10 protein-coding genes are annotated in these 12,907 nt (G+C 73.3%); 8 read left to right on the plus strand and 2 right to left on the minus strand.

Annotated features, from left to right (window positions below):
- Positions 1 to 170 precede the first annotated feature (170 nt).
- From XF36_RS25455 to XF36_RS25480, 6 genes are all read left to right on the plus strand, one after another.
- Entirely contained in the window at positions 171 to 1,970 is a 1,800-nt protein-coding gene (locus XF36_RS25455) for a protein kinase family protein (protein WP_060713915.1), read from the plus strand.
- Positions 1,971 to 2,047: 77 nt separating this feature from the next.
- A complete protein-coding gene (locus XF36_RS25460; protein ID WP_060713916.1) occupies positions 2,048 to 2,560 on the plus strand; it encodes a sigma-70 family RNA polymerase sigma factor in 513 nt (170 codons plus the stop codon).
- The gene (locus XF36_RS25465; protein ID WP_145981509.1) at positions 2,557 to 3,204 is read left to right on the plus strand and encodes a hypothetical protein; all 648 of its coding nucleotides are present in this window, start codon (positions 2,557 to 2,559) and stop codon (positions 3,202 to 3,204) included. The genes XF36_RS25460 and XF36_RS25465 overlap by 4 nt, the downstream gene beginning before the upstream one ends.
- 192 nt (positions 3,205 to 3,396) lie before the next feature.
- Positions 3,397 to 4,410, plus strand: a complete 1,014-nt coding sequence (gene trxB / locus XF36_RS25470) for a thioredoxin-disulfide reductase (RefSeq protein WP_060713918.1) — start codon at positions 3,397 to 3,399, stop codon at positions 4,408 to 4,410.
- Positions 4,411 to 4,460: 50 nt separating this feature from the next.
- Positions 4,461 to 4,787 (plus strand): thioredoxin, encoded by a 327-nt coding sequence (trxA, locus tag XF36_RS25475; RefSeq protein ID WP_020622767.1) that lies wholly within the window; start codon positions 4,461 to 4,463, stop codon positions 4,785 to 4,787.
- 202 nt (positions 4,788 to 4,989) lie between these two features.
- Complete coding sequence (locus XF36_RS25480; RefSeq protein ID WP_060713919.1) at positions 4,990 to 6,150, plus strand: N-acetylmuramoyl-L-alanine amidase; 1,161 nt, start codon at positions 4,990 to 4,992, stop codon at positions 6,148 to 6,150.
- Between the two features lie 75 nt (positions 6,151 to 6,225).
- Here the strand turns inward: XF36_RS25480 and XF36_RS25485 are convergent, their stop codons facing one another.
- Positions 6,226 to 6,921 (minus strand): GNAT family N-acetyltransferase, encoded by a 696-nt coding sequence (locus XF36_RS25485; RefSeq protein WP_060713920.1) that lies wholly within the window; start codon positions 6,919 to 6,921, stop codon positions 6,226 to 6,228.
- A gap of 271 nt (positions 6,922 to 7,192) precedes the next feature.
- On the opposite strand from XF36_RS25485, the gene XF36_RS25490 reads away from it, so the two are divergent.
- Positions 7,193 to 8,554: a PLP-dependent aminotransferase family protein gene (locus XF36_RS25490; protein ID WP_238589015.1), complete on the plus strand. Its 1,362-nt coding sequence runs from the start codon at positions 7,193 to 7,195 to the stop codon at positions 8,552 to 8,554.
- Positions 8,555 to 8,643: 89 nt separating this feature from the next.
- Positions 8,644 to 9,594, plus strand: a complete 951-nt coding sequence (locus XF36_RS25495) for a D-alanine--D-alanine ligase family protein (RefSeq protein ID WP_060713921.1) — start codon at positions 8,644 to 8,646, stop codon at positions 9,592 to 9,594.
- A 2,341-nt stretch (positions 9,595 to 11,935) separates the two neighbouring features.
- Here XF36_RS25495 and XF36_RS25505 read toward each other — a convergent pair.
- Positions 11,936 to 12,907 (minus strand): ParB/RepB/Spo0J family partition protein, encoded by a 972-nt coding sequence (locus tag XF36_RS25505; protein ID WP_060713923.1) that lies wholly within the window; start codon positions 12,905 to 12,907, stop codon positions 11,936 to 11,938.

The raw sequence follows: 12,907 nt of genomic DNA on the forward strand, positions 1-12,907 counted from the left end.
CACCGCTGCTTTCGGGCGAATCGCGAGGATGGGTAGGCAAACCGATCGGCGCCCGTCACCGAAGACAGGGGAGACGGGTCCGGGGGCGTGTTCTCGGCTCGTCCGCATCCGACCGAGTGCCGTAGGCTGACGCCGGACACGACACCGAGCGCCAGGGGAGGGCGAGGCCGTTGAGCGGGCAGATCGGCGAGCGCACTGCCCGGACCGGCCCCCACCCCGTCGAGGACGACGTGGCACCTCGTCCGCACCCGTCGCTCGACCCCGTCGACGCCGCGGCGACCGCCGACGCACCCGGGACCGCCGACGCACCCGGGACCGCCGACGCACCCGGGACCGCCGGGGCGCCCGCGGACGAACAGCCGACGGCCGCCGTTCCCGCCGTTCCGGCCCAGGCCCGGCCCACCGAGCGCATCCCGGCCGTCCGCGAGACCGCGAGCACGACGGCGGGCTCGCCGCTCACCGAGCGCTACGTGCTCCGCCAGCGGATCGGGTCCGACCCGGCCGCCGGGGCGGAGTTCTGGCGCGCCGAGGACACCGTGCTGCGCCGTCCCGTCGGCGTCACGCTGCTGCGCAGGCTGCCCGCCGACGACCGTTCCGACGACCCCGAGGGCACCGCCCGCGCCGGTGAGATGATCGTGCGCGCCCTGCGCTCGGGCTGCTTCGAGCACTCCGGCAGTGCCCGGCTGCTCGACGTCCTGGCCCCGGGCACGCACGGCCTGCCTGCCGACGTCCTGGGCGCCGCCGTCGCCGAGTGGGTGCCCGGGCGGTCGTTGGCCGAGACCGTGGCCGAGGGCCCGGTCCGCGCGCAGCGGGCCGCGAAGGCCGTCGAGACCCTGTCGGCCGCCGCCACCGAGGCCCACCAGCAGGGCCTGGTCCTCGGCTGCGACCACCCGCAGCGGGTCCGGATCACCCCGGACGGTCGCGCCATGCTGGCCTTCCTGCTCCCGCGCCCGTCGGTGTCCGCCGCGGACGACGTCCGCGGGCTCGGCGGGGTCCTCTACTGCCTGCTCACCCGGCGCTGGCCGCTGTCGGTGTCCGACGCCGCCCGGGCCGGGCTCGTCGCCGCCGACCGCACGCCCGCGGGCCGGCTGCGCCCGGCGTCGCAGCTGCGCCCCGGGGTGCCGCTGGAGCTGGACACGCTGTGCAGCGGAGCGCTCGGCCAGGGCGACGGCGTCAGCCGGGTGCACACCGCCGCGGCGATGCACCGGATGCTGGCGGACGTCGTCGCGGAGGACGCCGACCAGGCGTTCTTCCCACCGGTGCACGACGGCGCCCCCGCCGAGCCGGACGACGTGTGGCAGGACTCCGACCGGCTGCCCGACACCCGCAACGACCCCCGGCGCCGCCGCAACCTGCGGATCGGCCTCGGAGTGCTCGCCGTCGGCGTGCTGGCCCTGCTCGGGTGGGTCGCCGTGCAGCTGGGCATGCTGTTCGGTGGCGGTGGCACCCCGCCGGTCGTGATCCCGCCCGCGGCGAGCGCACCGGTGCAGCAGCAGGTGCCCGCCCCGCAGGACCCGGCCGCACCGTCGGGGACGGGCGTCGCGGTGCAGGGCGTGTCGGCGACGGTGTTCGACCCGGTCGGCGACGCGGACAACGCCGGCACCGTCGGCAACGTCGTCGACGGCGACCCCTCCACCGTGTGGAGCACGAGCCGCTACTTCCAGCCCTTCCCGGCGCTCAAGCCCGGGATCGGCGTGCTGGCCTCGTTCGGCGCCGCCGAACCGCTCACCGGGCTCACCATCGACTCGCCGACCGCGAGTGCGGTCGTGCAGGTCCGCTCGGCCCCGTCCGCCGCGCCGACGCTGGGGGACACGACGCTGCTCGACACCGTCACCCTGTCCGCGGGACGGACGACGGTCGGGCTCGACCCGGGCCGCCCCACCCAGCACGTGCTGCTGTGGATCACGAACCTGGGTCCGAACAACCAGACCCAGATCGACGACATCACCTTCCGCCGCACCGCCCCCTGAGCCGACCCGTTCGCGATCGCGACGGACCGGCCCGGCAACGCCCGTGGGCACTCCGTCGCGCTGCCTACCGTGCGCGGGTGACGACCGTCGACCGGATCCCGGACCGGGCCCAGCCCGACCTGGACGAGATGTTCCGGAGGTACGCCGACCGGCTCTGGTCGGTGGCCCTGCGGATGCTCGGCGACCGGGCCGAGGCCGAGGACGCGGTGCAGGAGGCGTTCCTGTCCGCGCTCCGCTCGCCCGGGTTCCGCGGTGATGCGGCGACGGGGACGTGGCTGCACCGGATCCTCGTGAACGACTGCGTCGACCGGCTCCGCGCGGCCGGACGGCGGCGGGAGCGGCTGCGGACGCTGGAGGCCGTCGTCGCGGCCCGGGACCACGCGGGCGGGCTCGTGGTGCGGCTCGCCGTCTCCGACGCGCTGGCCCTGCTGCCGGCGGACCAGCGGGCCGCCCTGGTGCTCGTGGACGGCCTCGGCTACGGCGTCGCGGAGGCGGCGGAGATGCTGGCCGTGGCGCCCGGGACGGTGAAGAGCCGCCGGGCCCGCGCACGGGCCCGGCTGGCCCCTGTGTTGCGGGAGGACGAGGGATGAGTAGTTCTCACCGGTTCGACGACAATGAGAGCCGTACCGATCGTCAGAACGACGACAACCCCGCAGCAGCTGCTTCGTGTCATGTCGACGAGGAGGATTTCGCCGAGGTCGGAGCCCGGGTGGCCCGGGAGCTCGGCCCGGTGGCGATGCCGGACGACGTGGCGGCGCGGATGCGGGCGCGACTCGTCCTGGAGGTGTCGCGGGAGGCTCCCGGACCGGCCCGGGTCGAGGCGACGGCGGGCGCCCGCCGCGCCCCGTGGAGCACGCTCGTCCTCGCCGCCGCGGCACTCGTCGTCGCCGGGGTCGGGCTCGCCGCTCTCCTGCCCACCGCACCGACCGTCGTCCCGGTCGCCGGGACCGCGCCGGAGGAGCTCCGGTCCGCCGCCGCGGGCGCGGCGGCACCCGTCGGTGCGCTCGACGACCCCGCCCGGGTCCGCGCCTGCCTCACCGCTGCCGGCGCCGCCCGGCCGGACGCGCCGTTCCTGGCGGCCCGCCCGCACGCCGTGGACGGCCGTCCGGCGGTCCTGCTGGTCCTCGGCGCACCGGAACGGGGCCGCTACCGGCTCGTCGTCGTACCACCGGACTGCGGGTCGGGCTCCGCACGGGTGCTCGCCGAGACCACCACCGGGACCACCACCGGCTGACCCGGCCGGGCACCGGCGACGCCCGCGTCGCCGTGGCCACGTTCGGCGGGACCGACGGGCGGGAATGCCCCTGTCTAGGATCGCGTTCGAGCCATACGGCAGCCACGACGCAGGAGCCGGCCAGCAGGGCCGGCACCCGCAGGCCCCGTCATCGCGCCCGTCTCGCGGGCGTGCCAGGAGGGATCGGTACCGGTGACCACCGACGACACGGTGCACAACCTGATCATCATCGGGTCCGGGCCGGCCGGCTACACCGCCGCGGTGTACGCCGCGCGGGCCCAGCTCGCCCCGCTCGTGTTCGAGGGCAGCCAGTTCGGCGGCGCCCTGATGACCACGACCGAGGTGGAGAACTACCCGGGCTTCACCGAGGGGATCATGGGCCCCGAGCTCATGCAGCAGATGCGCGGCCAGGCGGAGCGCTTCGGTGCCGACCTGCGCCCGCAGGACGTCGACGAGGTCCGCCTCGACGGCGACGTCAAGGAGGTGCGGGTCGGGAAGGAGACCTTCCGGCCCCGTGCGGTGATCCTCGCGATGGGTGCCGCCCTCCGCTACCTGCACGTCCCCGGCGAGCAGGAGCTCCTCGGCCGCGGTGTCAGCTCGTGCGCCACCTGCGACGGCTTCTTCTTCCGCGACCAGAACATCGCCGTCATCGGCGGTGGCGACTCGGCGATGGAGGAGGCCACCTTCCTCACCCGCTTCGCCGAGACCGTCACGGTCATCCACCGTCGCGACGAGTTCCGTGCTTCGAAGATCATGTACGAGCGCGCGAAGAACGACCCGAAGATGCGCTGGCGCACCAACTCCGAGGTCACCGCGGTGACCGGCGAGGGCTCGGTCAAGCAGCTGCAGCTGCGCGACACCGTGACCGGTGAGACCAGCACGCTCGACGTCACCGGCATGTTCGTCGCGATCGGCCACGACCCGCGCAGCGCGCTGGTCGCGGGCCAGGTCGACGTCGACGACGAGGGGTACGTGCAGGTGGACGGACGTACCACTTACACGAACGTCCCGGGCGTCTTCGCCTGTGGCGACCTCGTCGACCACACCTACCGCCAGGCGATCACCGCCGCCGGCTCCGGCTGCTCGGCCGCGATCGACGCCGAGCGCTGGCTGGCCGGCCACGAGGTCAGCTCCGAGCTGGTCGGTGGCAGCTACGGCTCGGAGGAGACCGCCCCGGCGGCCGCCGTCGCCGACGCCGCGCACTGACCGCCCACCGGCACCCACCAGACCCGCATCCGCGACCGAAGGAGAACCCCATGGGCAACAACACCGTCGACGTCACCAGCAGCTCGTTCGACCAGGACGTCCTGAAGAGCGACAAGCCCGTCCTGGTCGATTTCTGGGCCACCTGGTGCGGCCCGTGCAAGATGGTCGCCCCGGTGCTGGACGAGATCGCCGGGGAGAACTCCGAGAAGCTGACCGTCGCCAAGCTCGACATCGACGCCAACCCGGAGGTCGCACGCGACTACCAGGTCATGTCGGTCCCGACGATGATCCTGTTCTCCGGCGGCAAGCCGGTGAAGCAGATCGTGGGCGCAAAGCCGAAGGCGGCGCTGCTCGCCGATCTCGCCGACCACATCTGATCACACTCCGTGTGCTGTATAGCGCACAGATATCACGCTGCGTGTCCCGGTTGATCACAACCGGGACACGCGCGTATCCGCCCCGCTGCACTCCTCCGGGGGTCGGGCAGGGCACAATGAGTCCGGCACGCGTCCGGTCACCGGGCGAAACCGACCCATCACGGGCGTCGTACGGCGCCTCACGACTGCGAGCGAGGGGTGCATGCAGCTGCTCCGGCGCGGGGACTGCGGTCCGGCCGTACGCGAGATCCGGACGACGCTGGGACAGCTCGGTCTGCTCCCGGCGGTGCCGCCGGGCTCGCGCGCCCAGGACATGTTCGACGACGGCGTGGACCGCGCCGTCCGCATGTTCCAGCAGGGCCGTGGCCTGATCACCGACGGCATCGTCGGCCCGGACACCGCCCGCGCGCTGCGGGAGGCGGGATGGAGCCTGGGCGACCGGATGCTGTCGTTCACGCTCTCCACTCCCACCACCGGCGACGACGTCGCCCACCTGCAGGAACGCCTGCTCGAGCTCGGGTACAACCCGGGCCGGCCGAGCGGGCTGTTCGACCAGCAGACCGAGCAGGCCCTGATCCGCTTCCAGCGGGACTACGGCATGACCCCCGACGGTGTCTGCGGGCCGGAGACGCTGCGCGCACTGCGCCAGCTCGGCCGCAAGGTCACCGGCGGTCGTCCGCACCTGCTGCGCGAGCAGGAGCTGCTGCGCCGAGCCGGCCCGCGGATGCGTGGCAAGCGGATCGTCATCGACCCGGGCCACGGCGGACACGACCGCGGCGTCGACGTCGGCGGGGTCACCGAGGCCGACCTGATGTGGGACCTCGCCCGCCGGGTCGTCGGCCGCATGTCGGCCACCGGGATGGAGGCCCTGCTCTCCCGCCCGGAGAACGGCAACCCGCCGGACAGCGAGCGCGCGCAGTTCACCAACGACGTCGGCGCGGACCTGGTCGTGTCGCTGCACACCGACGCGAGCTTCAGCCCGCACGCGCAGGGTCTGGCGACCTACTACTTCGGCAACGGGTCGGGCACCACGTCCAATGTCGGCGAGGCGCTCGCCGGGCTGATCCAGCGCGAGCTGCTCACCCGGACCTCGATGCTCGACTGCCGTAGCCAGACGTGCACCTGGGAGCTGGTGCGCCGGACCCGGATGCCGGCCGTCCGCGTCGAGGTCGGGTACCTGACGCATCTCGGGGACCGCCGCAAGCTGCTCGACCCCGGCTTCCGTGACGTCGTCGCCGAGGGCATCCTCGTCGCCGTCAAGCGGCTCTACCTGCTCGGGCAGGACGACCAGCCCACCGGCACGTTCACCTTCAACGACGTGCTGGCCCGCGAGTACACCCGGGACGAGATCCGGGCCGTCTGAGGCCCGCCACGACCTGCAGAACCCGGCTCGGCCCCGTCACTCAGGGCCGAGCCCGGCAGGCCGCTCACGGCCCGCTCAGAGCGCCCTCAGATCGTCCCTGTGGGTGGCGTGAACGACAGTCGACCCCGCACGGGCCGGTGTCGCCGTCGGGCGCGGCGCCGCGCTCTGCATCGGGATGGTCACCGTGTTGAACAGCTGTTCGAGCGCGGCCTCGACGTCGGACTTCCACTCCAGCCCCGAGCGCAGCTCCATCCGCAGCCGCGGCCAGCGGTGGTGCGGGCGGACGGTCTTGAAACCGACCGAGCGCAGGAAGTCCGCGGGGACGACGCAGTCGGACTCGGTGCCGGGGCGGGCGTCGCCGAACGCCTCCACGGCCTTCACCCCGCGCCGGGTCAGGTCCTTCACGACGGCCTGGGCGAGCGCCCGGCCCAGTCCCTCGCCGGAGAACTCCGGAGCCACCTGCATCGTGGTCAGCAGGACGGCGTCGGCGCTGACCGGGCCGGTCGGCATCTCGGTGGCGCGGGGGACCGACGCCGGCGGCGCGAACAGCACGTACCCCGCCGGGGCACCGCCGACGTAGACGACCCGGCCGCAGGAACCCCACTCGAGGAGTACCTCGGACAGCCAGGCCTCCTTCTCCAGGTCGGTCGTGCCGTACCCCTCGGCCTGCTCCGCCAGCTGGGGCGAGAGCTCCCAGTAGACGCAGTTCCGACACCGCTTCGGCAGATCGCCTAGGTTGTCGAGGTTGAGCGCGGCAACATGCCAGGACACGGAAACCGACCTCCGGATGTCGTCGTCACGCGCTGCACGCGCTGCTGCGCGGTCCGGCCCGTCCGGGGCGTGGTCCCGACCCCGGCGCCGGAGCGGCCGTCCCCCTGGCCACCCCCCGGGTCCGGTGACCCGCGCAGCCCGAGACTAGGTGGATTTCCGCGATCCCGTCACCCCGAGAGTGCTCACCGGTACGAACGTCACGACGAAGGGCGGGCCGATCACCCGTCGCGGTTACACTCGGCGGGTCCTTCCCTTCGCAGAGGAGCACGCGATGACCCTGCCCGACCGCCCGCAGCAGCCCGACGTCCGCCGTCCCGCGGCCGCGGCAGCAGCGGCGGCAGGGGAGGGGGCCGTGGTCCCGCTCGCCCCCACCGAGCGTTTCGCGACCCGCACCGCCGGGATGACGGCGTCGGAGATCCGGGCGTTGTTCGCCGTCGCGAGCCGGCCGGAGGTCGTGTCGCTGGCCGGCGGCATGCCGAACCTGGCGGCGCTGCCCCTGCAGTCCCTCGCCCGTGAGGTGGCCGAGCTGGTCGACGTGGACGGCATGTCCGCGCTGCAGTACGGCTCCGCCCAGGGTGTCCCGCAGCTGCGCGAGCAGATCTGCGAGGTCATGCGCGAGGAGGGCATCGAGGCCGACCCGAACGACGTCGTCGTCACCGTCGGCTCGCAGATGGCCCTCGACCTGCTGACCCGGATCTTCGTCGACCCGGGTGACGTCGTCCTGGCCGAGGGGCCGTCCTACGTCGGCGCGCTGGGCAGCTTCGCCGCCTACCAGGCGCGGGTCGTGCACGTCGCGATGGACGAGCACGGGCTGGTCCCGGAGCTGCTGCACGAGGCGCTGGAGTCCCTGACCCGGCAGGGCCTCGTCCCGAAGTTCCTCTACACGATCCCGAACTTCCACAACCCGGCCGGCGTGACGCTCGCGCACGAGCGACGGCCGCGGATCCTGGAGCTGTGCCGCCGCTACGGCGTCATGGTCGTCGAGGACAACCCGTACGGGATGCTCGGATTCGACGGTGAGGTGCACCCGGCGCTGCGTTCCTACGACCCGGACGTGCTGTACCTGGGTTCGTTCTCGAAGACGTTCGCGTCCGGGCTGCGGGTCGGTTGGGCGCTGGTGCCGCCGCTGGTGCGGGACCGGCTGGTGCTGGCCGCGGAGTCGGCGACGCTGTGCCCGCCGTCGTTCACGCAGATGCTGGTGTCGCGCTACCTGTCGCACCACGACTGGCGCAGCCAGATCAAGACGTTCAGCGAGAACTACCGCGAGCGCCGCGACGCGATGCTGGCCGCGCTGGAGACGTACCTGCCCGAGGGCTGCACCTGGAACGTCCCCGACGGCGGGTTCTTCGTGTGGCTGACCGTGCCGGAGGGCGTCGACACGAAGGCGATGCTGCCCCGCGCGGTGACCGCACGGGTCGCGTATGCATCCGGCACCGGCTTCTACGCCGACGGATTCGGCAGCCGGCAGCTGCGGCTGTCGTTCTGCTTCCCGACGCCCGAGCGCATCACCGAGGGCGTGCGGCGACTGGCGGCGGTCCTGGAGGCCGAGATGGAGGTCGTGCGGACCTTCGGGACGCCGGTCCGCCCCGAGCTGAGCCGGGGCACCCAGAGCCCGTCGCCGGACACCACCTGACGCCGTCCCACGACGGCGATGTTTCACGTGGAACGCTCCGGACCGGCTCCCGGTCCGGGGCGTTCCCGTTGATGGCGCAGAATGCCCGCGTGAGCGATCGAACGGTGGCCGTGCTGGCCGGAGGCCTGTCCCACGAGCGTGAGGTGTCCCTGCGATCCGGTCGTCGACTGGCGGGCGCGCTGCGCGCGAACGGTGTCGACGTCCGCGAGTGGGACGTCGACGCGCGCCTGCTGGAGCGGTTGTCGACCGACCGGCCGGACGCGGTCTCCGTCGCACTGCACGGGGGCGAGGGGGAGAACGGCGCCGTGCAGCAGGTGCTGGAGCTGCTGGGCATCCCGTTCGTCGGGACTCCGTCCGGGGCGTGCCGGCGGGCCTGGGACAAGCCGAGCGTGAAGGCCGAGCTCGTCCGAGCGGGCCTGTCCACGCCGGACTGGGTCGCGCTGCCGCACTCGACCTTCCGCGAGCTGGGCGCCCAGGGTGTGCTCGGCGCGATCGTCGACCGGCTCAGGCTGCCGCTGGTGCTGAAGCCGGACCAGGGCGGCTCGGCGCTCGGTGTGCAGGTGGTCCGGAACGCGGCGGACCTCCCGGCCGCGATGGTCAGCTGTTTCGCCTACTCGGAGACGGTGCTCGTCGAGCAGTTCGTCGCCGGGACCGAGGTCGCGGTGTCGGTCGTCCACGACCGCGAGGAACCCCGCGCGCTGCCCCCGGTGGAGGTGGAGGTGCGGTCCGGGTTCTACGACTACACATCCCGCTACACGCCCGGTGCGGCCACGTTCCACTGCCCGGCACGGCTGCCGTCGGACATCCTCGACACGCTGGCCGACACTGCCCTGGCCGCACATCGACTGCTGGGCATGCGCGACGTGTCGCGCACCGATGCGATCGTCGACGCCGACGGTCACGTGTACGTCCTGGAGATGAACGTGTCGCCGGGCCTGACCGACACCTCACTGCTCCCGACCGCGGTGGCCGCGGACGGTTCCGATCTCGCGACGGTCTACCTGGCGCTCGTCGAGCGGGCGGCGGCGCGACAGGGCTGAGCGATATTCCACGTGGAACCACAGTCGTGTGGTTTCACGTGGAACATCGGCCGAGGACACCGGCGACGGGACCGTTCACCCGGAGCGGGACCGTATGACGGAGGCGTCGGTCACGGTCGCATCGACGCTCGGGCTCCACCGGCCCGACGCGGACGAGCTCCGGGTCGCGCACACGGGGAACCGGGCTGCGCGGCTCACCTTCGCGCCGTACCCCGGAGGGATCGTCGTCCACTCGCCGCGGGGCTCGATCGCGGTCACCGGGGGAGACGTGGGTGGCGTCGAGCTGCCAGGCACCACGCATCACCGTGACGGAATCGCCCAGCGGGTGCATCCGTCCCGACCACCCGGGCACGGCCGAAGCCGGTGTGCAGCAGGGGCCGTCGCATCGGTGTCGGGCGGGCATCCCCGGAGGACCGTCGAGCGATCCCGGGGAGGACGGGTCTCGGGCGACGCCGGGACGCACGGCGCGCACCACCGAGTGCCGCTGTCCGACGCCCACCGGCAGACCGCGATCTCGCACCGCTGCTGCTCCTTCTGTGCCGGCTCGTCGAGGACCGGGGAGGACCGGTTCAGATGTGCACCACGACCGATTCCGGTCCAGCAGGACGACGACCGAGAACCGGCCTCGTGGGGCGTGGGCGCGTCCGGGCGGGCGCCGAACTCACGCTCAGCCGACACCGCGGGGCGACGGCATGGGCGCCGCGGGCGGGCGGTTCCGCGCCGGTGGGCACCCGACCGTCGGCACGGTGTTCCACGTGAAACACGCGCGCACGGAGCCGGGTGCCGGTCGATCTGATCTGCCTCGCTCGGGGCGCGGCTGGGCTTCTGCGGCGGTGCACCGACTCGTTCCCACCGCGCCACCCCGTCCCGCCCCGTAGGGCAGGCTGGCCCGGCCTCGCCAGGTTCTACGTGGCCGGGTTCTGTATCGCCGGGGTTCCGCGCTGCCGGGTTCGGTGGCGCCGGGGTTCGGGCATGGCAGCGCCGCCCGCGCTGTCGCCGCGCACTGTGCCGGTAGGTTCGGCGCCCCGAGGTTCGGCACCCTGGGGTTCGACACCCCGGAGTTCGGCACCGCCAGATCCCGCACTGCCTGGGCCAGCCGGATCCGCTCCCGTAGCCCCACTCGATCCCGCAGCGCCACCCAATCCCTACAGCGCCCAGCCCCACAGCGCCCACTCCCACATCACCCGGCTCCACACACGTCACCTGCCCCCTGAGCGCCACCCGGTCCAGAAGCAATCGAGACCGCGCCGACCAGTCCCGCAACTCGCGCCAGGCCGGCGGTCGAGCTGCGCAAGGGCGCAGTGCAGAACCACCCCGGAACACCACGCCCCGGGCCGACGGACACAGAGCGGCCGTGTCCGACGCCGCCGGTCATCGGCACGAACCAGGTGCCGCAGCGGTGCCGACGCCCCACCGGAAGCCCGCTCCGAGACACAGCCACACCGGACCGCGGGGCCACGCATCGGTACCGTGCCTACCCACCGCACAGCCCGGAGTCGACGACGGACCGCGACGTGAGGCGCCTTCCTGAGCACCGGACCTATGGCGACTCGCACGAGGCCCAGCCGCAGCACCCGGGCCACGCCTCCCCAGACGGCACGCGAACCGAGGGACCGCAGTCACCCCACGACAGGAGTCGAACGAGAGACCATCCGGACGCCGAGTACGTACGGCGTATCAGCCCGGCAGCGGCGACGGACTCGCCAGGGGCGACACCAGGCAGGAGCGAGAGTCCGTGCGGCGCCGGGCAGAGCCCGACCGCTGGCCCGGCGCAGACCGACGCACGGCCCCGCCCGGTCGATGTTCCACGTGAAACAACCGCTCCACGGGAAACTGCCGCATCGCTCCACCCGCGGTCCGAGTCTCGCCCCGAACCGACGGTCGACGATGCCACCGGGAGCCGCGGCCCCGCTCTACTCCGGCCACGCACGCCCACGGCAGGGGCCGCCCAGACCACCATCCCGTCCCGGCACCACCCGACCCCGTCACCGCCGCCCCGTGACGCACCGAGCGGGCTCCAGCCACCGTCGACATGACCGGATACGGACGTACGTACGACAGAGCGGGTAGAACTGCGACCGTTCCGCCCCAGCCGACGGCGAGTTGGCCGGACAGCGGACGAATCGGACATCATCCGTACCTCAGCGGCCCCCTGCACCTCCTGAAACCTTCCTCGGCCTCCCCACAAGCAGGACGTCCACAGGGCACCCCAGAGACCGTCTCAGGGCGCCCTCAGATCCGCTCCACGGGTCGATACATCGCATACGACCAGGAACCCGGAACGCCGACGGCCGCCGTCCACGGGGACGACGGCCGTCGGGGCAGGGGACAGGTGTGCCGGTCAGTCGCGGTCGCTGATGCCCATCAGCCCGGTGATCCGGTCCAGATCCTCGACCGACCCGAACTCGACGACGATGCGGCCCTTGCGCTGACCCATCTCGACCTTCACCCGGGTGTCGAACATGTCGGCCAGCCGGTCGGCACGCTCGACGAACTCCGGACGCTGCTCGCCGCGACGACGGGCCCGGCGTTCCCGCCGGGGCCCCTCCTGCCGCGCGAGCACGACGGCCTCCTCGGTCGCGCGGACCGACATGCCCTCGGCGACGATCCGGGTGGCGAGGTCCTCCTGCTGCCCGGCGTCCTCGAGGCCGAGCAGGGCGCGCGCGTGCCCGGCCGACAGCACCCCGGCGGCGACCCGGCGCTGCACCGCCACCGGCAGCTTCAGCAGCCGGATCATGTTGGTGACGACGGGCCGGCTGCGGCCGAGCCGGTCGGCGAGCTCGGAGTGCGTCACGCCGAACTCGGCGAGCAGCTGCTCGTAGGCGGCCGCCTCCTCGAGAGGGTTGAGCTGGACGCGGTGGATGTTCTCCAGGAGCGCGTCGCGGAGCATCACGTCGTCGGCGGTGTGCCGGACGATCGCGGGCAAGGTCTCCAGCCCGGCACGCTGGGCGGCGCGCCACCGGCGCTCACCCATGATCAGCTCGTAGTCGACACCGGCCCGCCGGACGACGATCGGCTGCAGCAGCCCGAATTCACGGATCGAGTGCTCCAGCTCGGCGAGCTGGTCCTCGTCGAACTGGGTCCGCGGCTGCTTGGGGTTGGGGACGATCCGCCGCAGCGCGATCTCGCGGTACTCCGCCCCGCCGTCGACGACCGGGGTCTCGGGATCGTGGTCGTCGCGTCGCACGGCCGGGCCCGGGCGGTGCAGGGGCGCACCGGGTCCGTTGCCCCCGGGCCGGTCACCGGCCTCCGACGGGCCGGTGGGAATGAGCGCGGCGAGGCCGCGGCCCAGGCCACCCTTGCGCTCGGCCAT

Origin of the sequence: Pseudonocardia sp. HH130629-09 (assembly GCF_001294645.1) — a bacterium.
Lineage (GTDB): Bacteria > Actinomycetota > Actinomycetes > Mycobacteriales > Pseudonocardiaceae > Pseudonocardia.